At 66.6% G+C, this 24,649-nt stretch carries 23 protein-coding genes and 1 pseudogene; 17 read left to right on the plus strand and 7 right to left on the minus strand.

Annotated elements, in window-relative coordinates:
- Positions 1-104: 104 nt before the first annotated feature.
- The 4 genes from ACFVUT_RS06660 to ACFVUT_RS06675 all read left to right on the plus strand — a co-directional run bounded on the left by ACFVUT_RS06660 (position 105) and on the right by ACFVUT_RS06675 (position 4,598).
- The gene (locus ACFVUT_RS06660; RefSeq protein ID WP_389644308.1) at positions 105-1,430 is read left to right on the plus strand and encodes a DUF3631 domain-containing protein; all 1,326 of its coding nucleotides are present in this window, start codon (positions 105-107) and stop codon (positions 1,428-1,430) included.
- Positions 1,431-1,745: 315 nt separating this feature from the next.
- Complete coding sequence (locus ACFVUT_RS06665; RefSeq protein ID WP_389644826.1) at positions 1,746-2,315, plus strand: hypothetical protein; 570 nt, start codon at positions 1,746-1,748, stop codon at positions 2,313-2,315.
- Positions 2,305-3,984 carry a relaxase/mobilization nuclease domain-containing protein gene (locus ACFVUT_RS06670; RefSeq protein WP_389644306.1) on the plus strand — a complete coding sequence of 560 codons (1,680 nt, stop codon included), beginning with the start codon at positions 2,305-2,307 and terminating at the stop codon, positions 3,982-3,984. The genes ACFVUT_RS06665 and ACFVUT_RS06670 overlap by 11 nt, the downstream gene beginning before the upstream one ends.
- Positions 3,985-4,058: 74 nt before the next feature.
- Positions 4,059-4,598, plus strand: a complete 540-nt coding sequence (locus tag ACFVUT_RS06675; protein WP_389644303.1) for an NUDIX hydrolase — start codon at positions 4,059-4,061, stop codon at positions 4,596-4,598.
- Between the two features lie 4 nt (positions 4,599-4,602).
- Here the strand turns inward: ACFVUT_RS06675 and ACFVUT_RS06680 are convergent, their stop codons facing one another.
- The gene (locus tag ACFVUT_RS06680) at positions 4,603-5,913 is read right to left on the minus strand and encodes a helix-turn-helix domain-containing protein (protein WP_389644300.1); all 1,311 of its coding nucleotides are present in this window, start codon (positions 5,911-5,913) and stop codon (positions 4,603-4,605) included.
- Between the two features lie 149 nt (positions 5,914-6,062).
- On the opposite strand from ACFVUT_RS06680, the gene ACFVUT_RS06685 reads away from it, so the two are divergent.
- From ACFVUT_RS06685 to ACFVUT_RS06720, 8 genes are all read left to right on the plus strand, one after another.
- On the plus strand, positions 6,063-6,515 hold the full coding sequence (locus tag ACFVUT_RS06685; protein WP_389644297.1) for an ATP-binding protein: 453 nt from the start codon (positions 6,063-6,065) through the stop codon (positions 6,513-6,515).
- A complete protein-coding gene (locus ACFVUT_RS06690; RefSeq protein WP_389644294.1) occupies positions 6,503-7,615 on the plus strand; it encodes a radical SAM protein in 1,113 nt (370 codons plus the stop codon). The genes ACFVUT_RS06685 and ACFVUT_RS06690 overlap by 13 nt, the downstream gene beginning before the upstream one ends.
- 3 nt (positions 7,616-7,618) lie before the next feature.
- Positions 7,619-7,756 carry a hypothetical protein gene (locus ACFVUT_RS06695; protein WP_266640844.1) on the plus strand — a complete coding sequence of 46 codons (138 nt, stop codon included), beginning with the start codon at positions 7,619-7,621 and terminating at the stop codon, positions 7,754-7,756.
- 77 nt (positions 7,757-7,833) lie between these two features.
- Complete coding sequence (locus tag ACFVUT_RS06700) at positions 7,834-8,643, plus strand: aminoglycoside phosphotransferase (protein WP_389644292.1); 810 nt, start codon at positions 7,834-7,836, stop codon at positions 8,641-8,643.
- A gap of 210 nt (positions 8,644-8,853) precedes the next feature.
- The gene (locus ACFVUT_RS06705; RefSeq protein ID WP_389644289.1) at positions 8,854-11,079 is read left to right on the plus strand and encodes an ATP-binding protein; all 2,226 of its coding nucleotides are present in this window, start codon (positions 8,854-8,856) and stop codon (positions 11,077-11,079) included.
- A 12-nt stretch (positions 11,080-11,091) separates the two neighbouring features.
- Positions 11,092-11,808: a response regulator gene (locus ACFVUT_RS06710; RefSeq protein ID WP_389644286.1), complete on the plus strand. Its 717-nt coding sequence runs from the start codon at positions 11,092-11,094 to the stop codon at positions 11,806-11,808.
- A complete protein-coding gene (locus tag ACFVUT_RS06715) occupies positions 11,805-12,887 on the plus strand; it encodes a ComEC/Rec2 family competence protein (protein WP_389644283.1) in 1,083 nt (360 codons plus the stop codon). Before ACFVUT_RS06710 ends, ACFVUT_RS06715 begins: the two co-directional genes overlap by 4 nt.
- A 140-nt stretch (positions 12,888-13,027) precedes the next feature.
- Positions 13,028-14,362, plus strand: a complete 1,335-nt coding sequence (locus tag ACFVUT_RS06720; RefSeq protein WP_389644280.1) for a hypothetical protein — start codon at positions 13,028-13,030, stop codon at positions 14,360-14,362.
- 211 nt (positions 14,363-14,573) lie between these two features.
- Here the strand turns inward: ACFVUT_RS06720 and ACFVUT_RS06725 are convergent, their stop codons facing one another.
- Positions 14,574-15,401 (minus strand): DUF5677 domain-containing protein, encoded by an 828-nt coding sequence (locus ACFVUT_RS06725; RefSeq protein ID WP_389644277.1) that lies wholly within the window; start codon positions 15,399-15,401, stop codon positions 14,574-14,576.
- A gap of 252 nt (positions 15,402-15,653) precedes the next feature.
- Here ACFVUT_RS06725 and ACFVUT_RS06730 point away from each other — a divergent pair, with 252 nt between their 5' ends.
- Together ACFVUT_RS06730 and ACFVUT_RS06735 are read left to right on the plus strand one after the other, a co-directional pair.
- Positions 15,654-16,004, plus strand: coding sequence for a hypothetical protein (locus tag ACFVUT_RS06730; RefSeq protein WP_389644274.1), 351 nt, complete (start codon positions 15,654-15,656; stop codon positions 16,002-16,004).
- A 43-nt stretch (positions 16,005-16,047) separates the two neighbouring features.
- Positions 16,048-16,783, plus strand: a pseudogene (locus ACFVUT_RS06735) (transposase family protein); the annotation flags it as partial.
- 446 nt (positions 16,784-17,229) lie between these two features.
- Here the strand turns inward: ACFVUT_RS06735 and ACFVUT_RS06740 are convergent.
- Entirely contained in the window at positions 17,230-18,165 is a 936-nt protein-coding gene (locus ACFVUT_RS06740) for a zinc-binding dehydrogenase (RefSeq protein ID WP_389644268.1), read from the minus strand.
- 99 nt (positions 18,166-18,264) lie between these two features.
- On the opposite strand from ACFVUT_RS06740, the gene ACFVUT_RS06745 reads away from it, so the two are divergent.
- Together ACFVUT_RS06745 and ACFVUT_RS06750 are read left to right on the plus strand one after the other, a co-directional pair.
- A complete protein-coding gene (locus tag ACFVUT_RS06745) occupies positions 18,265-18,927 on the plus strand; it encodes a TetR/AcrR family transcriptional regulator (RefSeq protein ID WP_389644265.1) in 663 nt (220 codons plus the stop codon).
- Between the two features lie 525 nt (positions 18,928-19,452).
- Entirely contained in the window at positions 19,453-19,932 is a 480-nt protein-coding gene (locus ACFVUT_RS06750) for a VOC family protein (protein WP_389644262.1), read from the plus strand.
- Between the two features lie 212 nt (positions 19,933-20,144).
- Here the strand turns inward: ACFVUT_RS06750 and ACFVUT_RS06755 are convergent, their stop codons facing one another.
- Positions 20,145-21,653, minus strand: coding sequence for an MFS transporter (locus ACFVUT_RS06755; protein WP_389644259.1), 1,509 nt, complete (start codon positions 21,651-21,653; stop codon positions 20,145-20,147).
- A 102-nt stretch (positions 21,654-21,755) separates the two neighbouring features.
- Here ACFVUT_RS06755 and ACFVUT_RS06760 point away from each other — a divergent pair, with 102 nt between their 5' ends.
- On the plus strand, positions 21,756-22,373 hold the full coding sequence (locus ACFVUT_RS06760) for a TetR/AcrR family transcriptional regulator (RefSeq protein ID WP_389644256.1): 618 nt from the start codon (positions 21,756-21,758) through the stop codon (positions 22,371-22,373).
- 48 nt (positions 22,374-22,421) lie between these two features.
- Here ACFVUT_RS06760 and ACFVUT_RS06765 read toward each other — a convergent pair whose 3' ends face one another.
- The 3 genes from ACFVUT_RS06765 to ACFVUT_RS06775 all read right to left on the minus strand — a co-directional run bounded on the left by ACFVUT_RS06765 (position 22,422) and on the right by ACFVUT_RS06775 (position 24,628).
- Positions 22,422-23,045, minus strand: a complete 624-nt coding sequence (locus tag ACFVUT_RS06765; protein WP_389644252.1) for a nucleotidyltransferase domain-containing protein — start codon at positions 23,043-23,045, stop codon at positions 22,422-22,424.
- A 255-nt stretch (positions 23,046-23,300) separates the two neighbouring features.
- Positions 23,301-24,272 (minus strand): NAD(P)H-binding protein, encoded by a 972-nt coding sequence (locus ACFVUT_RS06770; protein WP_389644249.1) that lies wholly within the window; start codon positions 24,270-24,272, stop codon positions 23,301-23,303.
- Positions 24,269-24,628, minus strand: a complete 360-nt coding sequence (locus ACFVUT_RS06775; protein WP_389644246.1) for a DUF952 domain-containing protein — start codon at positions 24,626-24,628, stop codon at positions 24,269-24,271. Before ACFVUT_RS06775 ends, ACFVUT_RS06770 begins: the two co-directional genes overlap by 4 nt.
- Between the last annotated feature and the right edge of the window lie 21 nt (positions 24,629-24,649).

The raw sequence follows: 24,649 nt of genomic DNA on the forward strand, positions 1-24,649 counted from the left end.
CACCTCGAAGGCATCCGGTGTCGCCTGGCCACCGATCGCGGTCCCGGGCCAGGGCCTGCCCCACAACCGGCAGACACGCCCCGCCATCGGAGGCCCGCCCGCCGATGCTCCGCACCGGAGCTCACGCGATTCGCGACCTACCGAAGCCAGCGCCCCGACAACAGCGTCGGACAGCGCAGGCGATCCTGCTCCAGACGGACCAGAAGCCCAATAGGGCAGCGGGCCGGCAGGCGAAGGCGGCAGGCGAAGGCGGCACGTTGCTGGACGACCTCCGTACGGCGATCGGGCGGTACGTGGTGCTGCCGAGCGACGAGGCCCTGACCGCCGTCACCCTCTGGGTCGCGGCCTCCCACATCCAGCCTGGCCTCCAGCACGCGCCACGGCTGGCGGTGGTCGGGCCGACCAAGGGGTGCGGCAAGTCCCGCCTCCTGGACGTCCTCTACGAGACCGTCCACCAGCCGATGATGACGGTGAACACCTCCCCCGCCGTCGTCTTCCGCGTCATCGGCAAGAACCCGCCGACGCTGCTGGTGGACGAGGCCGACACCATCTTCGGCCCCAAGGCGGGCGACAAGGAGGACCTGCGCGGCCTGCTGAACGCCGGGCACCAGCGCAACCGGCCCGCCTGGCGGATCTCCGGGCCGGAGCACAAGCCGACCGCGTTCCCCACCTTCGCGATGGCGGCGCTGGCCGGTATCGGTGACCTGCCGGACACGATCATGGACCGGGCCATTGTCATCCGCATGCAGAAGCGCAAGCCGGGCGAGTGGATCACCCCGTTCCGATCGCGGTGCTCCGTACCGGAACTGCACGCGCTTCGCGACCGGCTGGCCGACTGGCTGGTCCCGCTGCGCGGCACTATCGCGGGCGCGGTGCCAAAGATGCCCGTGGAGGACCGCGCCGCCGACACATGGGAGCCGCTCGTCATCGTCGCCGATCTCGCCGGCGGGCAATGGCCCGCGCGGGCACGTGCCGCCTGTGTGGCGATGACGCGCAACGAGGTGGTCCAGGACGAGCAGACGACGCTGAAGACACGACTGCTGCATGACATCCGCCGCGTCTTTAACCAAGAGGGCGGCAAGGATGCACTGCGCAGCCAGGACCTGCTCGCGGTCCTCATCCAGGACGCCGAGGCCCCGTGGGCGGAGTACGGCACGAAGGGGCTGAACGCCTACCACCTGGCGAACCTGTTGCGCGATTTCGGGATCAGCCCGGCCAACTACCGGTTCGAGAACGGCAGGCAGGCCAAGGCGTACGCCCGCAACCAGTTCGTGGACGCATGGGCCCGCTACTGCCCCGACCCCGCCCTGTCGGCACCCACCGCCGAGGTCCCGGCACATCCGACCCGGGGCAGGCCGCCCGCCCCTCCGTCCGGGACGCTGCCCACCGGCCCGCCGGGAGGGCCCGCAGGCCCCAGGCCCATTCGCTGACACCAGGTCCGCATCAATCCGTCGCATCCGTCCCCGCGCAGGTCAGCTCGGGGACGGATCTCCTCGGCGTTACGGATCACTCCGTACCTGCCTCCGTCTCCGTACCTGTGCTGACCAGCCACGCGACGGATGCGACGGATGCGACGACGGGCCACCCCACACGACTGACGGAGCACCACCATGCCCGAATCGAACGCCGACGACCCCACCTCCCGCCGCCGCAGGAAGTTGTTCAGGCTCACCCGACGACCAGCAGCAAGCTGGAGCGAACGAGCCTCTAACGAGGCTTCGTCCGCGCTTGCCCCTGCCTCAGGGATGGCGGAGGACAAGGCCGAGCACCAGGGGGCGCCCGAGCCGAAGGAGGGGGTGGCCGAGGACTCCGGCCGGCCCGCAGCCGACTCCGCTCCTCCCAGTAGTCCGGCCGATGCCCCACCGCTCGTCGAGCAGCTCTCCTGGCGGGATCTCGACGCCCCTGCCCTGCCCGCGCAGATGAACCGCAAGCGCACCGTGGAGAAGCGCGACCAGGAGAAGACCATCCGCTTTACACGCACCGCAGTCCAGGTGATCAGCGCCGCCGCTCACCAGCGCGGTCAGAGGTTCACCGGATTCGTCGGGGACGCAGCCCTGACTGTTGCGCAGGGCAAGGCGGGGATGGTCGGCAGCCCGGAGGACGATCCTCTCCGCCCGCTGATCGAGGCCGTCGAGGCGCACACCGTCGCACTGAACCGCATCGGCGGCAACCTCAACCAGATCACCGCAGCCATCAACCGAGGAACCGTGCCCGAGCGCGCCGAGGCGGTTCTCGACCGCGTCGAGCAAGCAGCACAGAACAGCTTCCACCTCATCGACCAGCTCTTGGCGGAAGGCACGGTTCATGGTTCCTGACGTCTCCACCGGCTCCGACAGCCGCGGACTGATCGCCTACCTCTTCGGCCCCGGCCGCCGCGACGAGCACACCAACCCCCACATCGTCGCCGCCTGGGACATGGCCGGCGCTCCCGACCCAGGCCGCGACCCGGCAGCCACCTACACCCAGCTCGCCAAACGACTCGACCACCACGTCGACCTCCGCACCCGCGAGCTGGGCGGTAAGAAGCCACCGCAGCACGTCTGGCACTGCCCGGTCCGCACCGCGCCCGGCGACCGCTACCTCACCGACACCGAGTGGGCCGAAGTCGCCCGCCGCGTCCTGCACGCCGCGGGCATCGCCCTCGACGGCGATGAGAAGGCATGCCGATGGATCGCGGTCCGCCACGCTGACGACCACATCCACATCATGGCAACCACCGTCCGCGCCGACGGCCGCATACCTCGAATCCACCGGGGTGGGCAGAGGGCACAAGCCGAATGCCGAAAGATCGAGAAGGAATTGGGGCTCCGGCAACTCAAGAAAGGAGATGCCACCGGACCCAAGACTCCGACTGGTGCCGAGCGCGCCAAGGCGGAGCGCCAGGGCCGTGCTGTGACCACTCGCGCCTGGCTGCGCGAACAAGCCCACACCGCCGCTGCGGCGTCATGCAATGAGGAGGACTACTTCTCGATCTTGACCGATCTGGGTATCACGGTCCACACCCGCATCGGTCCCGAAACTGGTGACGTCATTGGGTACAGCCTTTCAACCTCCGGTGACACTGCTGCCGGTGAGCCGGTTAAATTCGGCGGCTCCAAACTCTCACCTGACCTGTCGATACACCGCCTGCGCGAACGCTTCACCTCGCAGCCAGACGCCCCCTTGACCGCGCCACCGGCCCATCCGTGGCGCCAGGCCGAATGCTCTCTGCGCATCGCACACGCTGCCCTCACGGACCCGAACGGTGACGTGCACCGGGCTCAGGGCGAAATTGCGGCATTCGGCGACTTCCTCCACACAGCAGCCCTGCACGCACCCCATCCTCTGCGCGCTGAGATACAGGCCGCGGCCAGCGCATTCAATCGCGCCAACCGGTCCATGATCCGCGCCGACCACCGGGCGGGGTACGCCCTGCGCAAGGCAGGACAGGAACTTCTCTATGGCACCAACAGCGCGGGCGACTTCGTCATCGCCGTACTCGCCGCCACCGTCCACTTGGCCCTCGCCGCCTCCCACTGGCACGAGCAGCGCGAGCACCACCAGCAGGCAGCCGCCGCCCAGCAGGCCCACGCCCGCCTCCGCAGCACCTACGAGGCACAGGCTGCACCCATCCTGTCCGAACTGATCCGTCGTACCCCGCCCACCGAAACCGTCGCGCGCTACGAGGGCGTCCTGCGGGCGACTCTCCCCGCCCAAGCCGACCGAATCCTGGCCGACCCCGCGTGGCCTGCTCTGACCACTGCCCTGCGCCGTGCAGAGGATGGCAGCTACTCGCCGGCCTCTGTTCTCACCGCAGCCGCTGAAGGACGTGAACTCGACACCGCCGACCACCCTGCCCAGGTGCTGATCTGGCGGCTCGACAACGCGTCAAGCCGACGACTCGCAGCCGCGAAGGCAAGCAGCACAATGGCTATAGAGCCGAGCACGCTGGCGGTCGTGCCTGCCGACACCAAAGTTCCTCCCTCTCGTCGGCGTGGGCGATGATGCCCCAACCTGGCGATCGGATTCTCGTCAAAGTGACATGCTGGATACTTCACTGAAACAAGGGAGTTGGGCTCATGCAGTGGACCGTCCATGGCGAGCGGCAGATCTACAACAACCCATGGGTGAATCTCTGGCTTGTCGACGTTCAGCAGCCTGACGGTCGGCGGTGGGAACACCATGTGGTTCGGATGCGGCACCTGGCCGTAGCCGCCGTGGTCGACGACCAGAAGCGCGTGCTGATGATGTGGCGGCACCGGTTCATCACCGACACCTGGGGCTGGGAGCTTCCGATGGGCCTCATCGAGGCCGACGAGACCCCGGGACAGGCTGCTGCCCGCGAGGCCGAGGAGGAGACCGGCTGGCGGGTGAAGGGCGTCAAGCCGCTCGTGTACGCGCAACCAGCGAACGGCATCACGGATTCCGAGCACTTCGTCTTTCGTGCCGAGCCCGCCTCGTATGCGGGCCCGCCGACCGAATTGAACGAGTCAGACCGAATCGAGTGGGTTCCGATCTCGGAGATCAGGGGCATGATCGACCGTCGCGAGATCGTCAGCAGTGGCAGCCTGGTCGGTCTGCTGTATCTGCTGCTGGACGAGGCAACCGGCGGCTCGTAAGGGGTCAGCCGAGGGCCTCACGCATGCGTTGCTCGAAGGCGAGGACGGGGGCTTCGCGTGCGTAGGGCAGCATTCGGCGGTGAAGCTCTTGGACGTGGCCGCTCACTCGTGGCGAGTCGATGGCTGCGGCGAGGTCGAGGGCGAGGCCGGCGCTGGTGCATGCCTCGTCGAGTTTGCCCAGCTGGAGCTGGGCGCTGGCCAGCCAGTAGGCGTGGAAGGCCCGGCCTCGCTGCTGGTCGGTATTTTCTCGACGCAAGCCCTCGGCGATGAGGGGTTCGGCGCGGGCTGGTTCGCCGAGGCGCGCGTAGGCGATGCCTGTGTCCACGAGGAGTTTCGTCTCGTCGAAGTACTGGACCCAGTCAGGCGCCTCGGCCTCATGTCCCCGTGAGCGTTCGTACTGCGCACGGGAGCGATCAATGGCCTGGTGGCAAGCCTGAGCATCTCGAAGGGCAGCGTGGGCGAACGCTTCACGCAAATGCAGCATCGACATGACGAGCGGCTGTTCCCCGGCGGCGCGGGCGGCGTCCTGGGCACGGCATGCAAGGGCCACGGCATCGCTCGGGTTGCCGTCGTAGGTGGCCAGAAGGCTCATGCAGGACAGCACATTGGCCATGAAGAGGCTGTCGCCTTGGGTGTGGGAAAGCTTGAGCGCCTGAGTGAAGTAGGTGCGAGCGGTGCTGTACTGACGGGCATCGAAGTAGGCCCAGCCGGAGAGCCGTGCCAACTCGGCCGCGACCCCTTGGAGGTCGTGCCGTAAGCCACCCTCGGCAGAGTCGAGGAGGCGGCCGACATAGCGCAGGTGCCCCACGACGGCCGGCCGCAGGGTCGCACCGCCGTGTGCGTTGTCTCGCCGCCAGTAGTCCTGGACCGAGGAGCGCAGGGCCGTGAGGGTGGAACGGGATGCACGGCCGTCGACCAAGGCAAGAAGGTCATCCAATTCCTCTGCCGTTTCGGTGCGCTGAGGCTCGCGCGGTACAGCAGGAAGTGGCTCGGGCGGCCTCTCCTCGGTGATGGAGGAGGCAGGGATCTCCCAAGGGCGGTGGGCCAGGCCGAGCATTGCACCGGGGATGCGAAGGCCGTCAGCGACGCGTTCGATCACGTCGATATGTGCCAGGCCGCGTCGCCCCGCCATGATCTCGCCGACTCTGCTCGGCGTCATGCAGCACAGTGCCGCGACCCGCGACGGATAGATCCCGGCCTTGACCTTGACCAGCCGGAAGATGCGGGCGAAGTCCCTGCTGCGACAGGCTTCCTGCCATTCCGCACTGGCCAGCAGTCCGGCCGGCAGAGCCCGGTGTTCCTGCGAGCGTGCCACTCATCCCCCTCACTCGCCCGTCCGGACGGGCTGCCATGGGACCGACTGCCAAAGAGATTACCCACGTTGGGTAACCACGGTGACCTGACTCTGTGATCGTCGCGGCAGTGAACTTGTGTCTCACAACCCGCCCGCGACGAGGGGACGCGATGCACGCGATGACGACGTACGACCGACAGACCACCCCGCTGCGGTGGCAGATGCAGTTCAGCCCGGTACGCAAGTGCGTGCCTCTGGCCCGCGCCCTCGTCTCCAAGACGCTCGCCAGCTGGGGATACGGCCAGGAGTGCATTGATCGGGTGGTCCTCGTCTGCGGAGAGCTCTCCGCCAATGCCGTCGAACACGGCGGCAGACGAGGGCACCTCTTCGAAGTTCGACTGACGGTTGACGGCCCGCACTGCCTGGTCGAAGTCTCCGATGCCGGCCGCACCCCTCCCCGCCCCATCCAGGCCGGGGAGGACGACGAAGGCGGCCGGGGCCTGCTTCTCGTCGCAGCGCTCTCTGAAGAAACCGGCCATCACGACCGCCACCCGATCGGCAAGACCGTCTGGGCCCGCCTGGGCCTCAGCAGCCCGAGCGAGGAGTCCGTATGCACGAGCTGATCGCTGCCCCGTACCTCGACCACCACCTCCTCGTACGGCCGGGCAACCCGAAGGCAGCACGCCTTCCCGCCTCCCGGTACGACGAACTGCACTCCGAATCGGGTACCTCAGCAGTGCCCGCGTGGCTGGCCGACGTGGCCCGTCAGGCTTGGAAGATCGATCTCAGCGACCGACGCCTCGATGAAACTGTGCTGGTTCGATCCCGCTCTCCGTATGCATACGGGCGCGCCTCGTACGAGCTGAACCTCGGCTGCAACTACGACTGCGAACACTGCTACCTCGGCCTGAAGCAATTCGCCGGCCTGGAGTGGCCTGAGCGTGAGCGCCTGCTGTACGCCATCAGGGACTCGGGGGTGCTTTGGCTCCAGCTCACAGGCGGTGAGCCGATGATCGACAAGCTGTTCCCCGAGACGTACCGGCTGGCGTACGAGCTGGGCATGATGGTCGAGATCCTCACCAATGGCTCGCGTCTTGCCGCACCGAAGAACCTCGCCCTGCTGACTCGCTTGAGGCCGAACCGGATCACACTCAGCCTGTACGGGGCCACTGCAGAGTCCTACGACGGGCTGACCCGGCGCCGGGGCGCGTACCGCATGTTCGTCAAAGGACTGGATGCAGCCCACGAAGCTGGGCTACCTCTCGATCTCGCCTTGATCACCACGCGGCACAACGCCCATGAGGCCGACCAGATGCGCGCCTTCGCCGGTCGGTACGACCTGCCGTACCGCGAGTACACCCACATGTCGCCGACCATCTACGGCGGCGCGGAAACCCTCGCAACCCAGGCCCCGGACCACCTCGAAGATCGCGAACCCTTCAACGGCTGCAACGCCGGCCACACCTTCTTCCACGTCGACCCGCACGGCATGGCGACCATCTGCAAGGTCGGCCGTGACGAGGCGATCCCCCTCATGACCACGGGAGTCGAGGGCCTGAGCCGCCTCGGCGGCATCGCCGACTCCCTGATGCTTCGCACTGGTGGCTGCACCGGCTGCCAGCTCTCCGGCACCTGCCGGGTCTGCCGGCCGCTGGCCAAGGTCTACCAGGAGGCGAAGGCACCACTGGACAGGTACTGCCAACACGCGACTACAAGGAGCTGAACCATGACCGCCGTAGCAGTCGAGATCGCCCCCATCCGCCCGCCGTCCGAGCCTGATGCGGAGATCATCCTCATCGACGACGTGGACGCCTTCGCTGCGGCCACCACGCCCGGCTGCGGGGACGACAACCCGTACAACTGACCATCCCTTCAGGGGCTTTCGGCGGCACCTCGCGCCGGAGGCCCCTGTTGGCGCGTAGATCTGGAAACCTGACGGCCATGCCCGCACCCTCCATCACCTTCGCCGGTCTCCCCTCTGGCGCTCGTACCGCCATCGAAGCCGAGATCGGCTCGATTCTCAGAATCGAAGACGTCAGCACCGGTCTTAACAGCTCCCTCTCCGCGCTCGCACACACCGCCGACGGAGTCGTCTTCCTCAAGGGCCTGCGCTCCGACCATCGCTGGGTCTGGACGCAGCAACGCGAGGCAGACATCAACCCGTACGTGACCCCGCTCGCCCCGCGCCTGCTCTTCCACGTCATCGCCGGCGGCTGGGATCTCCTCGGCTTTGAGGCCATCGACGGCCACCATGCCGACTACTCCCCAGGCTCCCTCGACTTGCCCAAAGTGACCGTGGCCCTCGGAGAGCTTGCCGCTCTTCCTTGCCCTGACATCGAACTCCGGCTCGCCGAACAGCGCTTGGCTGGTTACGTGGCCGACCCCGCCGATGCGGAAGCTTTCGCAGGGGACGCGCTGCTCCACACGGACTGGAACAACCACAACGTTCTCATCACCCACGACCGCGCCCACCTCGTCGACTGGGGCTGGGCCACCCGCGGGGCCGCCTGGATCGACCCAGCTCAATGGATCATCTGGCTCATCGCGGCGGGCCACACGCCCGCCAGCGCTGAGGCGCTGGCCGGATGCCTCCCTGCCTGGGAATCAGCATCCCCACGAGCGGTGAATGCCTTCGCCTTGGCTAGCGTCAACCTGTGGGCCCAGATCGCAGGGGCCGCCCCAGATGAGTGGACAAAGAGTCTGCTCGCTGCCACAAAGCTATGGCAACGACACCGGAATGGTCGCTCCTGACGGGATCCGCCTTGCGACTGCTTGACCGAGCGTCAGGGCCCTTCGCCGAGGGCACCGCCACGTTCACCACTCGCTGCGACCGAACGGTACCGGTTCCTTGTCAGCAGCTACGGGCAACACAGGTGTCAACGAGCTGATGGAGGTATGGGGCGGCGCACAGCAAATCTCATTGCTCACGTTCGCCGCAGGGGGGGACGGCTACGATTCTCGATGGCCCGCCCGATCGACCGAACGGTGTGCCTGCCCGCGCCGCATGGGAGGAACGCCTTGACGCCTCACCACCTCCGCTTCGCCCCACAGATTCTCGCCCGACTCGGTGAAGAACTGGTGCCACACGCCGACTTGGGCATCATGGAACTTGTCCGCAACGCCTACGACGCGGACGCCACCCACTGCCAGCTACGGACGAGTGAAGCCGAGCAGCCCGGCGGCACGCTAATCGTCTCGGACGACGGCGATGGGATGACTGCCGAGCAACTCGCTAGCGGATTTCTCCTTATTGGAAAGTCCGGAAAATCGTCGAGCACTCACACCGCTAAACTTCGACGCAAGGTAGGGGAAAAAGGACTGGGAAGAATTGCTGCCCTCCGACTCGGCAGGAAAGCCACCATCCGGACGCGCTCCGTGGATGATCCCGACTTCGAGCACACCCTAACCATCGACTGGGATCGAATCGACAGCGCCGAGGCAGTGGAAGACGTCCCGCTGGAAGTCGCAACCCAGCGATGCGAGGGGAATAGCGGCACAACCGTCGAGATCACTGGTCTCCGCCACGGAATCAGCCGACAGGACGCCGATCGTCTAGCACGGTCGGTTCTTATGCTTACAGGACCATTCACCTTTGCGGATGGATCAGGGTTTCGAGTTTCCTGTGATTCGCCAGAGTTTGATTACCTTTCGAAGGTAATCACGGGGGATCTGCTCCAATGGGCAGAATTTCGCCTGGTAGCCGAGCTGGACGAGCAGGGAAAGGCTTCCGCGACCCTGCATAACTGGCGTGGCGAAGTCATTAAGGCAGCAGAACATGATGATGTGAGCAGGAGGCGCCAAGGGCGCGGAAATCGTGATGCCCCTCTCACCTTCTCGGCGCCAGCGGCTAAATTCGAAATGTGGATGTTTAATCTTAATCCTGGAGCCTCCAAAGAGGTTCGCCTCACGCAACAACCCACACCAGATATTAAAACGTGGCTGAGGCAGGTGGGAGGGGCTCACCTGTATCACAGGCAACTGCGTGTACAGCCCTACGGGGATATTGGAAATGACTGGCTGCTTATCAACCTGAGGCGTGCCGCGAGCCCTGAGGCGCGCCCGTCCACAAATAACTCCGTGGGTCGCATTCAGGTGGAAGATTCGGACGACCTCCTTCAGCCGAAGACAGATCGCAGTGGCTTCGTCGACAACCTGGCTTTCCTCGAACTGCAGGAGTTCGCAAAGCGCGCTTTGGACTGGTCGGCGGATCAACGACTCGAACTTCGAGAGCAGCGTCGCATCGGCGCAGCGCCGAAAGCTCGTGATCGGGTCAAACAAGCCGAGAAGCAGTTCCAGAATCTGCTAGAGGCTATCAGCCCAAAGGGATCCGAGGCGCCGACGCTAGATGGATCCGCCGATTCCGCCGTACTTGAGTCCTTCACCGCCGGAGCATCGGAGGTATTTGACTCACAGCGACAGGAAATCGAAGCGCTCCGCGAAGACCTGCTCCTATATAGAACTTTGGCTACGGTCGGCACCAGTACTGCGGTCTTTGCGCATGAGGCGATGAAACCGGCAGCGCGCATCATCAATGAAGTCAAAACAGTCAGTCGTCGGGTTAAACAACATGTCTCAGAGGACGAGTATAAAGAGCGCTTCCACTCGTCGGTTGAGAACTCAATCGACAGCGCCAAGACTCTGGAGACTTTCGCACGACTTCCGTTGACTCTCCTCGCAAAGAACAAGCGGCAGATCACTGACGTCATTTTCGATCGAGAGTGTCCACCCATCGTTCGACTGTTCTCCCGCTATCTCGACGAGCGGGCAATTCAGATCGAATACGATCTAGATGCGGAGGGGGTAATCGTTCGCAGCACGATCGCTGACATCGAGTCGATCCTGTCCAATCTGATCGTGAATGCTGCGCATGCCTTTACTCGTACGGATGTCATCCGGCCCGAGCGCACAGTCCGTGTTCGAACCCGCCTGGTCGAGGAGGGAGGAACAACTCGCCTTTGTCTCTGTGTCGATGATTCAGGGCCTGGGATCAAGGGGATCTCGCTGAGCGCGATCTGGTTGCCGGGCAAAACAACGCGCGACAACGGGACCGGGCTGGGCCTCACAATCGTCCGAGACATCGTCGCCGACCTGGGAGGAACCCAAGAAGCTCGTGAGCACGGAGAGTTGGGCGGAGCACGTATCATGGTCTGGCTGCCGGCCCAAGCCGCTGGGAGCCAAAGTGCATGAGCTGGGGGGGCAGTGAGCGTACATCTACTGACAGAGGGATCGTCGGTCGTCGTCATCGATGACGACGTCAATGATGCAGCTAGCCTCATCCCGACACTGGAGGACGCGGGTTTCCGCGCGGAGATGATCACCCACTTCACGCCGGGCCAGGACGCCGACGCGTTTCTTGCCTCCCTTGGCAATCGCTATGACGCCGTGGTGTGTGACCACATCCTTGCCGGACGCGGCAACGTGCGCTTCACGGGAGCAGAGTTGGTCTGTAAAGCTAACCGACGCGCAGGTACGCCGTTGCCCGCCGTGCTCATCAGCAGTCATGTGAACACTGAACAGAACGGCGCGATCCTGCGCTGGCGGGAAGGCATCCCGAGCGTTGTCGACAAGACTGATGCCTCCGACGAAGTAGTAGACGCGCTCCAATACACCCTGAATGAGCTTGCAGGAAACCTTGCCCGGGAGCGTCGGGCGTTCGCGACACCGATTGAAGTCCTGGAGGTCCAGCCAGGGGGTGAGGAACCTAAGGCAAGGGTCGTCGTGGTCGGCTGGAAGATCGACTCCTCCGTGTGGATGCCGTTGCGCCCCATTGAGGAGGCTACGGGGCTCCGTCCGGAGGAACTCTGCGGTCGGTGGCTGGAGGCCGAGGTGAACTGCTACGCGAAGGATGCCTCCGACCTCTTCTACCGCAACATCATCCTCGCTCCCGATCTGCCGCAGGAGTGGCTCAGCGCATGACCGACCTGCCCCCCTCCCCGGCCTGGCCTCTCGGCCAGCAAGTTGAAGACGATTTAGCCGTTACTGTGCTGGACGTTGGGCACGGCAACTCTGCGGTGGTACGCGACGGCTCAACCTGCGCCGTCATCGACGCAGCCCCTGGCGACATTGTCCAGCGCGAACTCGATCGCGTTGGATGCCAGCACATCGAGCACCTGATCATCTCGCACTCGGACCAGGACCACGCCGGAGGCGGGCCGCAGATCTTGCTAGACCCGCTGCGTACGGTGGGCATCGCTTGGTTCAACCCTGATGCGAAGAAAAACACCCGCATCTGGGATCGGTTGCTCCGAGCCGTTTACACCCGTTATAGACGCGGCGGCTTCGGCGGACATCAGATGCTGCACACGGAGACACCGCAAACGCTACTTTGCGGCCGGGCAAGGCTCGAAGTCTGCCACCCAAGCTTGCTGATGGCCGGCACCGGCCCAACGGAGAACTCCGCGGCCTTCGGTAAACTGGACACCAACACTGTGTCCATTGTGGTCCGAGTGCACCTTGACGAGAAGCCCGCCGTGCTCCTCGCAGCCGACATGGACGCTGTGGCGCTCAAGCACATTCAGGAGAACGGCCAGCAGCTCTCGGCGCCAGTGCTGGTCTTTCCCCACCACGGAGGACTTCCAGGAAAGGCCGATCCGCAGTCTTTCGCCAAGGATTTGACGGCGTTGGTTGCCCCTCAGCTGGTCATCTTCTCCATCCGGGGTGGACTGCGACCAGCCAATCCGAATAAGGCGATCATGGAGGGCGTGCGGTTGGCAGCTCCGGCAGCCCACATCGCATGCACGCAACTGTCCGTGCATTGCCACGACGAGAAGCAACTCGTCACTGATCGGCACCTGGCGATTCTCCCGGCAGCGGGCCGCAAGTCCGGCAGGGCCTGTGCGGGCAGCGTGACCGTGTCACGCGTCGAGGCAGGACTGCGTTTTGACCCGCCGTTGGAGACCCACAAGTCGTTCGTCGACGGCGGGTCCGTCACTAACCCGCTCTGCCGACTCCCGTTCCCGGGCCCACGCAAAGCTCCCGACAGTGTCGGCATGTAGGAAGTGGCTGGTGGGACGTAGGACGACTGGATTTGGCGATCCGTTCCCAGTGGCCGAATCCCTGCTGCAGAATGACACCGCAGCCAATCCAGATACTTGATCCAGGACGTCATCCCTTCCGGATCAGCAGGAGGGGACACATGAGTATTGCCGCCTATGGCGCCTACGCACGCCAGCTTGAGACCCTGGTGACCGACGTGGCCGCAGGCCGCTGGAGCCGCGTGGCAGACGACGTGACGCATGCTCTCAACGGCCAGGCGTCGGCGGAGCTGCGACGTATGGTTCCACGAGCCGACCGCCGTGCTAGCGGATCCTTCTTCACCACCGGTGGAGTCCGGCAGTCGTACGAGCAACTGATAACGCGCAGCACGGCATCCGTGCGGAGCCGAGTGATATGGGACCCCACCTGTGGCGGCGGCGACCTGCTCATCGCCGGCACCGCGCAGTTTCTCCTGGGGGCGACGCCAGCGGAGACTCTCACTGTGTGGAACCGCCGAGTGCGGGGCCACGACCTGCACGATCCCTTCGTAACGGTGACGCGCATGCGGCTGGTCCTGACCGTGCTGCAACGCCATTACGCGGTCGGATCCGATGCCCCGCTCAACGAACAACGGTGGCGTAACGCCTTCCCTCAGGTGCAGGTTGGCGATGGTTTGGATGCCTTGCTTCAAGTGTCGATTAGCCGTGGCTTCGGAGGCCAACTTCTTCTGAACCCTCCGTACGGCATGGATGCGGCACTCCCCGGCTGCACATGGTCGACGGGTAAGACGTCCTTGGCGGCAACGTTCACTGCTCAGGCATCAGCCGCGATGGCTCCAGGCGGGAGGCTTTTCGCAGTCCTCCCCGACGTACTGCGCAGCGGAAGCCGCTACCGAACATGGCGGGGCCAGCTTACCGAGCGGTTGGTGTTGGAGGAGATCCGCCCACACGGCCTCTTCGACGACCACACCGACGTAGACGTCTTTCTGCTCGCGGCCGTACGGAGAGCAGGCGGCCACCCCGGTGCGGCCGCCTGGTGGCCGCCGTCCGCCGCTACCACGAACAGGAGCATTGCCGACCATTTCCGTGTCGGAGTCGGCCCTGTCGTCGACAACCGAGACTCTCACGACGGGCCGGAGGTTCCCTATCTCACGGCGAGGGAACTCCCGGGCCAAGGCGAGATGGGCCTTCCGCTGCGAAGGCGCCGCTTCGGCGGGCGCTTGCTCGATCCCCCCTTCGTGGTGATGCGCCGTACATCCCGGCCAGGGCAGGGGGCTAAAGGAGGTGCCCGTGGAACAGGGATCCTGATTAAAGGTGACCAGCCAGTGGCTGTGGACAACCACCTGATCGTGGCCGAGCCGTTGACAGGTGGCGCGGCCCGTTGCCAAGAACTACTGGAAGTGTTGGACGGACCGAAAGTCGTCCATTGGCTCGACGAGCGCATTCGCTGTCGTCACCTGACAGTGACCGTTGTCCGATCACTCCCCTGGGACTGACCTGGCGCCAGCCCTCACGTCACCACCGGCCTGCGACGTTCGCTCTGGGGGAGCTCACTGGACGGAACTAAGTCTCGTGCGTTGCATGATGCAGGCGCGTCACCTGATCAGTGCCCATGTTGAAAGCGCGCACTGAGGTTTTTCCAACCTGAGGGACGGTTGAAAAAATCTCCTTGTGTCTACGGCGTCTCTTTGCTGACCCTGCCATCTCCTAACCGAAGGCACTAGAACTTTCATCGTTGCGGTAGCCGGGAAGAAGATCAAACTCGGGTACCGCCACGATCTCCATCATCCGACGCGTCCACGAAAGTACCTGGTCGCTCGACAGCGGAACGGCATGCGGAAGCACCCGCCACAGCGATAGGAACATCATCAAGGTCATACTGGCACTCTCGATGATCTTCTTGCTGTCCGACTCGAAGACCTCTTCAACCCACTGCTCGCCCGCATTGTGGAAGAGGTTCTCGATCAAGCTCCGGGGAGCAGCATGAGCCTGCTCCGACCAGCTGGTGAAGAGATGCTCGTACTGGTGCGCCCGCATCTTGTCCGGCGACAGATCAGCCAGCACCCTCGTGGACTTGCGACTCCATGACGGGACCCATCGAGTCGTCCCATCGGCCCTGGGCTGCCCCTTGAACTGATCGAAAGTGCTATCCAGCATCTTCTCCAGGAACGCAAGCCGCTCCGCCTCCACGGGACGGCCCGTCTCCTTGTTGTACAGAAGCTGCCGATGCTTCTCCCGCATGAACTGAAGGACGCCGAAGTGGCAATACTCAAAGGTCGCTTCGAACCGACTGGGCTGCGCCCCGAGATACTCCATATTGACCAGCAGCTCGAACAACTGCCGAGTGATTCCCGCCGCATGCTCCCAATGCCCGTGCTCCAGGAGCGCCTGCACCGACTTCAAACTGTTGATTGCTCGTACCAAAATCTCGGTATCGAAGCGGATAAGTAGATCGTCGGGATCGACGGGCGTCGCAAGAACAAGTCCGTCGGCCGCCGCTGCTACCTCAGCAAGAAGCTTGTGCAGCGGCTTCAAATGCGTCAACGGTGCAACAACAACCCGAGGATCCCTGGACCTCGTAGTCCCAGCCGCCCTCGGCTTCTTCTTCCTGTTCCTCTTACTGCTCGCCATCCCGGCACCCTAGCCGCTAACTCCACGTTAAACAGAGGCATTTACCGCGGTCAGCCACGGGCATGCTTCCACGCGCAACAAAAACAAAAGCAAAGTGAATATAATCGAACAAAAGTAAACATGCGCTGCCCGCAGGAGAGTTGCGGGAGGCAAGTTGTGAAGGTAAGCGCCAACAAGCGCGTCATCGCCACCCAAGCCGCCCGCGCCCCGGCGTTGACGATATGCGCACCCGCGAAGGGAGAACGCCTCCCGTACCTCCTCGACCGGTTGCACCCTGCCGTCACCGAAGGCGACCGCGAACCCATCAAGACCGACGACCGGCTCTCCGAGGCGTACCGGAGGCTCTACGGCCTCGACGCCCCCAAGCACCACCAGTTGCAGGTCCAGAAGGTCGCCCAGGGCGACCTGGAGTTGCAGGATATGACCCACGCCGCCCAGGCGAAGACGCAGCTGATCAAGGAGACACGGGCAAGTACCCTGGCGATGGGCATGAAAAGCTCCTGGTAAATGGGTTCACGACCAAGATCACCAGTCCGTCAGAAGCTTTCGCGTGCTTGTCTACCCGTCCGGTATCCATCTGTCCAGCCGCACCCTGCAGCATCTCTCCGGTCACCTCGCAGGTCAACGTCGTCGGATCGGCTTCCGATGGCAACGCCTTAACTACGGGCCGGCAGGCCCTGCTCGTCCTGGCCCACCTGCGCAGTGGCGACACCTACACCCGCCTCGCAGCAGGTTTCCGCGTGGGGATCGCGACGGCCTACCGGTATATACACGAGGCTGTCGACCTCTGGCCGCTCTCGCGCCCACGCTGGAATAGGTCATGAAGGCCGTCCGGAAGAAGGTTTACGTGATCCTCGACGGCACCGTGCTGCCGATCGACCGCCTCGGCGCCGAGAGGCCGTGCTACTCAGGGAACAAGAAGCACCATGGGATGAACGTGCAGGCCCTCGCGGATCCAGCCGGCCGCCTTATCTGGGCCTCGGACTCGCTCCTCGGAGCTGTGGACGATCTGACCGCGGCTCGGGCCCATGGCACCCCAGCCGCCCTGGGTGCCGACGATGTCAAGTGCTGGCCGGACAAGGCGTATCAAGCGCAGTCCTGCTGTCCGCGTCCCGTTCCGGGACAAGAACCCGCGTGGCTGGCACCGCCATCACAACCGCGAACACGCCAAGATCCGCAGTCTCGGCGAACGCACTATCGCCACCCTCAAATGCTGGCGAATCCTGCGGAAGCTCCGCTGCAGCACCACCCGGATCACCGCGATCGCCCGTGCCGTCGTCGCCTTGGACTCACCACCTGATCAAGATGGAGAAGGCTCACTGAGTCGCTGCCGAGCCGACATCAGTCCGCACACAGTCCGCAGGACACTCGATCAGAACCGTCGGACCCCATCGCCAACCATCAGCAAAAGGCCAGGTCAGCGCCCCACAGGGAAGATCCCCGCAGGTCACTGACCCGGCCCGCTACTTGGAGACCAAGAAGGCCTGACCGCCGCGCTGTTCGGTTTCCGACTGGACGCCAGGTCAGAGCCATCACGAGAGAGGCCCGTCCGCTGCGAGCGGACGGGCCTCTCCTGGCTTCGGGAACCTTGGGGAGTGATGGGGCTTCGTGGATTTCCCCAGAGCCGCCCTTCTCCCTCACTTGGTCACATGGTCAGCCGGTAGCCCACTCGTCCGCCCCAGGAACCGAGCGCCGAGCGCCGAGCACCGGGCACCGGGCGCCCATCGGGACTTCACTGGGGGATGTCGAGGACCGCTTTGCCATGGAGTCGGCGTTCGAGCAGGGCCGAGACGGCGTCTGCGGCCTTGTCCCAGTTGCCGCGCCAGGAGATCTGCGGGTCGAGGTCGGCGGCGGCGACCTGGCCGGCGAGCCAGGTGAGGTCCGGGGCGAGATCGGTGCAAGCGAGCAGGAAGAAGGTGACGACCGAGCGGTCGTGCCTTCCTTGGTCACCGAAGAACGTGCCGTAGGGGAAGTTCTCGCCCTCACCCGTCGCAGCGTGCCCGACCGATACCAGCGTGCCCCGCTCGGCCAGCATGCCGAAGGCGTCGACGAGTTGCGTACCACCCACCAGGTCCACGACGCCGTCCACCGGGACGCCGACTTCAGTGGGGCCGGCGACGACCTCGTGGGCGCCCAGGGCCCGCAGGCTGTCGCCGTGTGCGTCCGGGTTGCCGGTGGAGGCGACCACGTGTGCGCCGCCGCTTCGGGCAAGCTGGACGGCGTACCGCCCGACGCCTCCCGTGGCACCGGTGATCAGGATGCGCCTGCCGATGATCGGGCCGAGGCGGTGCAGGGCCCGCAGGGCGCTGGCGCCGGCGATGGGGACGGTACTGAGCGCACCGAGGTCGGCGCCGGCCGGTGCCGTGCCGATCAGGTCGGTGTCGACGGCGCGGAGTTCGGCCCATGCGCCATCGGCGCCGAGCGTCACCACCGGCGTACCGGCTGCCGGACCCGACCCATCGGCAGCGGCCTTCTCGACCACCCCGGCGGCGTCCCAGCCGAGCACGGCCCCGTCGGGCGCGTGCTCCAGGCCGAGTCTCACCTCTCCGTAGTTCAGAGAGGTCGCTGCCACCCGGACCAGCGCCTGGTTCGGGGCGAGTTCCGGGTCGGGTGCTTCACCGAGCCGCAGTCCGGCGGGCGCGGAGCGGTCGACGAGTAAGGCGCGCATGGGGTGGCCTTTCGGAGGGGAATTCACGAACGGTCCCAATGTGCCACTCAGTGGCGTAAGCCCACAAGAGGCGTTTGCCACTTCGCTACACTGGCGGTCATGAGTAGCGCGCTTCCGCCGCACGACCCCGACGGACCGCTGTCCCTGCGTGAACGCAAGAAGCAGCGCACACGGCAGGCGACGGTCGACGCTGCCCTGGAGCTGTTCTCCGAGCGCGGCTTCGACGGGGTGACACTCGACGAACTCTGCGGGGCGGTCGAGGTCTCCAAGCGCACGTTCTTCCGCTACTTCACCAGCAAGGAAGACGTGGCCATGGCGCCGACGCAGGACCTGTGGCTGGCTTTCCTCGACGACCTCGAATCCCGCCAACCGGGCAATCGCCCACTCCTGGAGATGCTGCAGGACGCCCTGCTCGCGGCGCTGGAGCGGATGACTGCCGACGGGTGGAGCCGCCGCGTCCTGCTCAGCCGACGACTGGCCGAGAAGACCCCTTCCATGGATGCGCACGGCCTTCACTTCTGTGACAGCACCACCCGCACCGCACTCGCCACCCTGCACCGCCGACTCGACATCGCCGACCCGCACGACCTGCGCCCAAGACTCGCCCTGGACATGCTCGTCGCCGCGTTCCACTGCGCATTGAGCACGTGGACATCTCGGCCGGACACCCCCACCCGCGACGACCTCGCCGCCGATACGCGCAACGCCTTCTCCGCTCTCCCCGGCAGCCTGACACTCAGCGTCGCGTCACGGGCCGAGTAGGCACGTAAAGGTCCTGGCCGTCGCTTTCAGGGCGCTGCGGTGCTGCCGGGCCGCCCTGTCGGCGCTGTCGATGCCGGTCGGCTGCGGAGCCGGCGGGATTCGAACCCGCGGACGGGGTGGGCAGGTCCGCCCGGACCCCCTCAGTCGGCATGCGGGGGACCTCCCGCACGCCGATCGCAATGGGCCGCTCTGCCACGCCTCCGCAGCCTGCGGGACCGCGCGGTCCCGTTCCGGGATCGTAAGATCAACTCCCCGGAAGGGCCAACCGTTTACTCGGCACCAGGCCGTGTCGCCCGACGGGATCCCGCCATCGACGCGACCTCCCGGCGTTCGGCCGGCACGACACCCCTGTGCCGGCCCTTCCCGGTGTTCGGCCGATACAGGGGCGTCGTGCCGGCCTCTTCCCGGCCAGCAGGTGGTACCGATTTTCTTATATATGCGACCGATGAGTTTCCGGGACGGGATCAGTCGGTATGGGTGGACATGCGCGCACGACGGGACGTGCGCTCAGGACGGGAGACAGCGATGACCGCTCAGGGCTTCACCACATGTCTGTGGTTCGACGGACAGGCCGAGGAGGCTGCGGAGTACTACCTCTCCGTCTTCAAGAACTCCCGCCTCGGGAGGATCGGCCGCTACACCGAAGCAGGTCCCGGCCCCGCCGGATCGACGATGGCGGTCGAGTTCGAGATCAACGGCCAGAAGTTCGTCGGGCTGAACGGCGGGCCGCAGTTCACCTTCAACGAATCCATCTCGTTCCAGATCCGCTGCTCGGACCAGGACGAGGTGGACTACTACTGGAACAGCCTGACCGACGGGGGCGAAGAGGGGCCCTGCGGCTGGCTGAAGGACAGATACGGGGTCTCCTGGCAGGTCGTCCCCGAAGCGCTGATCGATCTGATCGGCGACCAGGACGCGGCAAAGGCCGCCCGGACCACCGCGGCGATGATGGTCATGAAGAAGCTGGACATCGCCACGTTGCGGAAAGCGCACGCCGAGGGCTGACGGCGCAGGGGCGCCGGACGGAGGTTCGGTCCGTCCGGCACCCTCGCCCCGCCGGCTCCCCGTGCATGGCCGCACCGGCTCCGCATCCCTGCCCCTCCGGCTCTGCGCGCCGGCATCCTGACGCCCGGCGCCCGGCAGTTGGGCCCGCTCCCACCCCCGTGCGCAGCCCGCCCCTCCTCACCGCCGCGCCGTCGCGCACAGCCCGCCCGTCCTCACCGCCGCGTGCCGCCCCCTGCGTGACGCGGCCCCAGGAAGGCGCCGGCAAGCAGGGCGCCGATCAGGACCAGGGCGGAGTTGACCAGGATCGCGGCCGCGACCCCCGACAGGACCCCCTCCGGGCCGGTGTCGCCGAGAGCGGACGTCCGGGCGGCGACCACGGCACTCATGACCGGGATGCCCAGGGTGATGCCGATCTGCTGGGTCATGGTGGCGAGACCGGTGGCCAGGCCCTGTTCCTCGTCCGGGAGTCCCGAGGTCGCGGTGACCATGAAGCCGACGATCATCAGCATGTTGCCGATGCCGCCGATGAAGGTGGCCGCCAGCAGGAGCCATATCCAGGCCCCCGACGTGCCGAGCGCCACCAGGGTGAGGGTGGCCACCGCCTGGACGACCCCGCCGGTGACGATGGTCGTCCGGCTGCCGAAGCGACCGACCGCGCGGCCGCCGAACGCGCCGCCGAGCACGGTGCCGAGGCCCAGGACGCCGAAGGCGAGACCCGTGGCGAGCGGTGAGTAGCCGAGGACTTCCTGAAGGTAGAGGGTGAGCAGGAAGACCAGCGAGGTCTCGGTGACGAAGGCGATCAGACCCGCGGTGTTGCCCCAGACGACACTGCGCCGCTTCAGGATGTGTAGGGGTACCAGCGGCGCCTCGGCCCTCTTCTCGATGGCCAGGAAGCCGATGAGGAGCGCAAGACCGGCGAGGAGTGCGGTCAGGGTGGCGGGCGCGGTCCAGCCGGACCCTCCGGCCCGGGTCAGTCCGTGGACGAGCAGGAGCAGCCCACCCGTGACCGTCACGGCCCCGGGGACGTCGAGCCGCGGACGCCGGGCGGGACGCGAGTCGGTGAGGGTGGCCGGGGCGAGGGCCACCACCAGGGCGGCCACGGGCACGTTGACGAAGAACGCCCAGCGCCAGGAGAGCAGATCGGTGAGCAGGCCACCGAGGATGGCACCGGCGGTGAATCCGGCGGACATCAGTGCGCCGTTGAGGCCCAGGGCACGCTCCCGCAGTGGGCCCTCCCGGAAGGCCGTGGTCAGCAGTGCGAGTCCGGCCGGGGTGACCGCAGCCGTGGCGAGACCCTGCAGCACCCGGGCCGTGAGCAGGACTTCGGGCGAGGTGGCGAGACCGCCCAGGGCGGAGGACAGACCGAGGACGACCATGCCGGCCAGGAACAGCCTCTTGCGGCCCACGAGATCGGCGACACGCCCGAACAGCAACGTGAAGCCGGCGGCGGCGAGTGCGAACGCGGTGGCGACCCATTGCAGGCGGGAGAGGGAGAAGCCGAGGCCCTCGCCGACGACCGGCAGCGCGACGTTCAGGATCGAGAAGTCCACGGCGATCATGAACTGGGCACCGAGAAGGAGGGTGAGGACCAGTTTCTGCCGTCCGGTCATGCGGATTTTCGAGGGCGGCGCGGAGGGGATGGTGTCGGTGGTGACGGGAGATTCGGTGGTGCCGGGAGATTCGGTGGTGCCGGGAGATGGGGCCCGGCTGGGTGCGGACATGACGACCCTTCCTCAAGAGAGGTTCTAATGGGACTATCGTTCCGTTAAGATCAGGCGTCACCGTAGCAGAAAGTGGCTCGTTAATGGAACAGGAGACCCGTTATGACTTCTGAGGGTGTGGAGCCGGGCACCGTACGGCCCGGTGGCCGTACCGCCCGGGTCCGTGAATCGGTCCTGCGGGCCGCGGGCGACGCCCTGGCCGAACACGGCTTCGACCGTCTGGACCTCGCCGATGTCGCGCGCCGCGCGGGAGTCGGCAAGACGACCGTCTACCGGCGCTGGTCCACCCCCACCGGCCTGATCGCCGACCTGCTCGACGACATGGCCGAGCAGTCCTCACCCCGTACGGACACGGGTTCCCTGACCGAGGACCTCAGGGCGAACGCCCGGCTGGTGGTCGCCACCCTCACCGATCCGCGGCAGGGTGCCCTCTTCAAGTCCGTGATCGCTGCGGCGACCTGCGACCAGCGCACGGCCGAGGCACTGCACCGCTTCTACGCCCTCCGCATCAAGGAGTGGTCCGGCTGCGTCACCGCTGCCGTCGAACGCGGGGAACTGCCCGCGGGCACCGACGCGGACGAGGTGATCCGCACCGTCTCGGCCCCCCTCTACTACCGGCTGCTGGCCAGCGGCGATCCGCTCGACGAAGCGGTGGCGGACCGCGCCGCCGAGGCGGCTGCCGCGGCGGCACGGTCGGGCACGTATGTGACGCGTACGTGATGAGATGCCGGACGCGGACGACCGCCCTCGTCCCCCGTCCTCGCCGCGTCAGTCGGACGGGCGGGCGCGCAGTCGCGCGGCCCATGGGTGGTCGGCGCCCTGGGCCAGGGTGATCGTCTCGGTCAGCCAGGCGCGCTGGTCCGGGGTGAGGGTCGGCAGTGCCGTCGCGAAGTCCTGTTCGTCCTTGGTGCGCGGGGACTTGGCCTTGTACAGGAGCTGCACCTCGGGACAGAGGTACGGGACGCCGTCCTTCGAGACCCGGCCGATCCGGTCGAGCGGGAGACGGATGCGGGAATCGCGGCGGAACAGCCAGTCGGTGCCCTCCGCGTCGTCGAGCATCAGCTGGATGCGCCAGGGCTCGGCGGGGCCGGGGCGGCACCAGATGTCGTGCACGTGGCGCGGCAGGACCTCGCCGGGCAGCCAGGGGCGCAGGGTGCCGGGCGGATCGGCGGCCCACCACTGCCAGCCCGCCAGGATCTCCTGGGCGGCGAGTTGGTCGCGGCGCAGCAGGAGTACGTCGATGTCGCCGTGATCACGGAAGGGGCGGCCCACGGCGAGTTCGACCGCGTAACCACCCGCGATCCACCAGGGGACGCGCAGCGGCGCGAAGAGGCGGGCGGCCTCTTCGAGTGGTGGTGGATCCCAGGGGCCCCACGGAGTCTCCGTACGCATCAGCCGGCGTCCCCTTCCCCTCCGGTACGGCCTTCCAGCACGGCCTTCCAGTTCCCGTCCGGCACGGCCTCCCGGTACGGCCTTCCAGTTCCCGTCCGGCACAGCCTCTCGGTACGGCCTTCCAGCTCGCGTCCGGCACAGCCTTCCGCCGCCAGTGCCAGCGCCAGCGCCTGTGCCCTGTCCCGTGCGGTCCGCCGCTGCCCTTCCGGGTGCGGCTCTCCGGCGTCGCACGTCGGAGAACCGGCGAGCCGGGGGTCAGTCCTTCATCAGCAGATGCCGGTAGCTTTCCGGATGCTCTCTCAGATAGGCGGCCAGACCCGTCGCAGGATGTCCGGTGAGGGCCGGTACGGCGTCCGAGACCGTGGACATCTCACCGGCGGCGATGGCCTCGTACGAGGTCACCCAGCCGGCCACCTCCCAGTCTTCGGCACCGTACTGCGCCCGTGAGGCATAGGCCTCCTCGCGGGTCTCCGGTACGTAGGTGACGGTCCGGCCGACGGCCCGTCCGATCTCCTCGGCTGCTTCGGCGAGAGTGAAGGCCCCGGGGCCCGTGAGGTCGTAGGTGACCCCGTCGTGGCGGGTGTCGACGCCTCCGGTGTCGGCCAGCAGCACGGTGGTCGCGGCGTCCGCGATGTCCTCGTGCGCCACCGCAGCGACCCGGCCGTCGCCGCCCGGACCACGCAGCACCCCGTCGGCACCGGTCATCGCGGGGAGGCCGGCGAGGTACAGGCTGTCGCGCAGGAAGGTGCAGCGGACTTCGGCGATCCGGATGTGCGCCTCGGTGTGCCAGTGGTCCCGGGCGAAGGTGAACGTGGCGTCCGGCGCGGCGCCGAGGAACGAGACGTAGACGATGCGTTCGACGCCTGCGGCGACCGCCGCGTCCACGGCTGTCGTGTGCTCGCGTACCCGGTCCGGGCTCTCGTGCGCCGAGACGAGGAACAGCGTGTGTGCCCCGGCGAGGGCGCGGCGCATGGCCTCCCCGTCGCCGTAGGGGGCGGGTGGTGCGGCGACGGCGCCGGGCAGTCGCGGCAGCCGGGACGGATCGCGGCCGAGGAGCCGCACGGGCACGCCGGCGCGTGCCAGCCGCCGGGCGACACGCCCTCCGACAGCACCGCTCGCCCCGGTGACAGCGATGATGGGGGCACCCGGGTCCGTGGGATCCGCCGGGTCCGTGGCATCCGCCGGGTCTGTCGGGTCCGCCGGACCGTTGGGGGGTGGAGGGGTCATGCGGGGTCGCCTTCCTTGAGCGGCCAGGGGCGTACCTCCACGACCGCGTCCACCGGAATGGGTCCGTAGACGTGCGGGAACTCCTCGCCGCCCGGCGCGACGGGCTCGTAGCGTACGGGTGCCGGCAGCCGGTCGGGGTCGATGACCAGCACCACCAGTTCCTGGTCACCGGTGCCGGCCCGGCTGCCGGAGCCGTACAGCATCTCGGCCACACCGGTGAGCTGGTGCGGCAGTGAGCAGTGGATGAAGCCCACTTCGTGCAGGGTGCGGCCGCGGGTGGACATCTCGTACGTCCCGATCCCGCGGGCCGCCTCCCACAGGGGGCCTTCGGTGAGGTGCAGCAGCAGTTCGGTCATGGGCCAAAGTTAGCCGCGCCG

The sequence above is a fragment of the Streptomyces sp. NPDC058051 genome, assembly GCF_042885475.1.
GTDB lineage: Bacteria > Actinomycetota > Actinomycetes > Streptomycetales > Streptomycetaceae > Streptomyces.

Excerpts from the sequence above, each read along its gene's own strand:
- ACFVUT_RS06660 (WP_389644308.1), top strand. The coding sequence starts at position 105 with ATGCTCCGCACCGGAGCTCACGCGATTCGCGACCTACCGAAGCCAGCG.
- ACFVUT_RS06665 (WP_389644826.1), top strand. The coding sequence starts at position 1,746 with ATGGCGGAGGACAAGGCCGAGCACCAGGGGGCGCCCGAGCCGAAGGAG.
- ACFVUT_RS06670 (WP_389644306.1), top strand. The coding sequence starts at position 2,305 with ATGGTTCCTGACGTCTCCACCGGCTCCGACAGCCGCGGACTGATCGCC.
- ACFVUT_RS06675 (WP_389644303.1), top strand. The coding sequence starts at position 4,059 with ATGCAGTGGACCGTCCATGGCGAGCGGCAGATCTACAACAACCCATGG.
- ACFVUT_RS06685 (WP_389644297.1), top strand. The coding sequence starts at position 6,063 with ATGCACGCGATGACGACGTACGACCGACAGACCACCCCGCTGCGGTGG.
- ACFVUT_RS06690 (WP_389644294.1), top strand. The coding sequence starts at position 6,503 with ATGCACGAGCTGATCGCTGCCCCGTACCTCGACCACCACCTCCTCGTA.
- ACFVUT_RS06695 (WP_266640844.1), top strand. The coding sequence starts at position 7,619 with ATGACCGCCGTAGCAGTCGAGATCGCCCCCATCCGCCCGCCGTCCGAG.
- ACFVUT_RS06700 (WP_389644292.1), top strand. The coding sequence starts at position 7,834 with ATGCCCGCACCCTCCATCACCTTCGCCGGTCTCCCCTCTGGCGCTCGT.
- ACFVUT_RS06705 (WP_389644289.1), top strand. The coding sequence starts at position 8,854 with ATGGCCCGCCCGATCGACCGAACGGTGTGCCTGCCCGCGCCGCATGGG.
- ACFVUT_RS06715 (WP_389644283.1), top strand. The coding sequence starts at position 11,805 with ATGACCGACCTGCCCCCCTCCCCGGCCTGGCCTCTCGGCCAGCAAGTT.
- ACFVUT_RS06720 (WP_389644280.1), top strand. The coding sequence starts at position 13,028 with ATGAGTATTGCCGCCTATGGCGCCTACGCACGCCAGCTTGAGACCCTG.
- ACFVUT_RS06740 (WP_389644268.1), bottom strand. The coding sequence starts at position 18,165 with ATGCGCGCCTTACTCGTCGACCGCTCCGCGCCCGCCGGACTGCGGCTC.
- ACFVUT_RS06745 (WP_389644265.1), top strand. The coding sequence starts at position 18,265 with ATGAGTAGCGCGCTTCCGCCGCACGACCCCGACGGACCGCTGTCCCTG.
- ACFVUT_RS06750 (WP_389644262.1), top strand. The coding sequence starts at position 19,453 with ATGACCGCTCAGGGCTTCACCACATGTCTGTGGTTCGACGGACAGGCC.
- ACFVUT_RS06755 (WP_389644259.1), bottom strand. The coding sequence starts at position 21,653 with ATGTCCGCACCCAGCCGGGCCCCATCTCCCGGCACCACCGAATCTCCC.
- ACFVUT_RS06760 (WP_389644256.1), top strand. The coding sequence starts at position 21,756 with ATGACTTCTGAGGGTGTGGAGCCGGGCACCGTACGGCCCGGTGGCCGT.
- ACFVUT_RS06765 (WP_389644252.1), bottom strand. The coding sequence starts at position 23,045 with ATGCGTACGGAGACTCCGTGGGGCCCCTGGGATCCACCACCACTCGAA.
- ACFVUT_RS06770 (WP_389644249.1), bottom strand. The coding sequence starts at position 24,272 with ATGACCCCTCCACCCCCCAACGGTCCGGCGGACCCGACAGACCCGGCG.
- ACFVUT_RS06775 (WP_389644246.1), bottom strand. The coding sequence starts at position 24,628 with ATGACCGAACTGCTGCTGCACCTCACCGAAGGCCCCCTGTGGGAGGCG.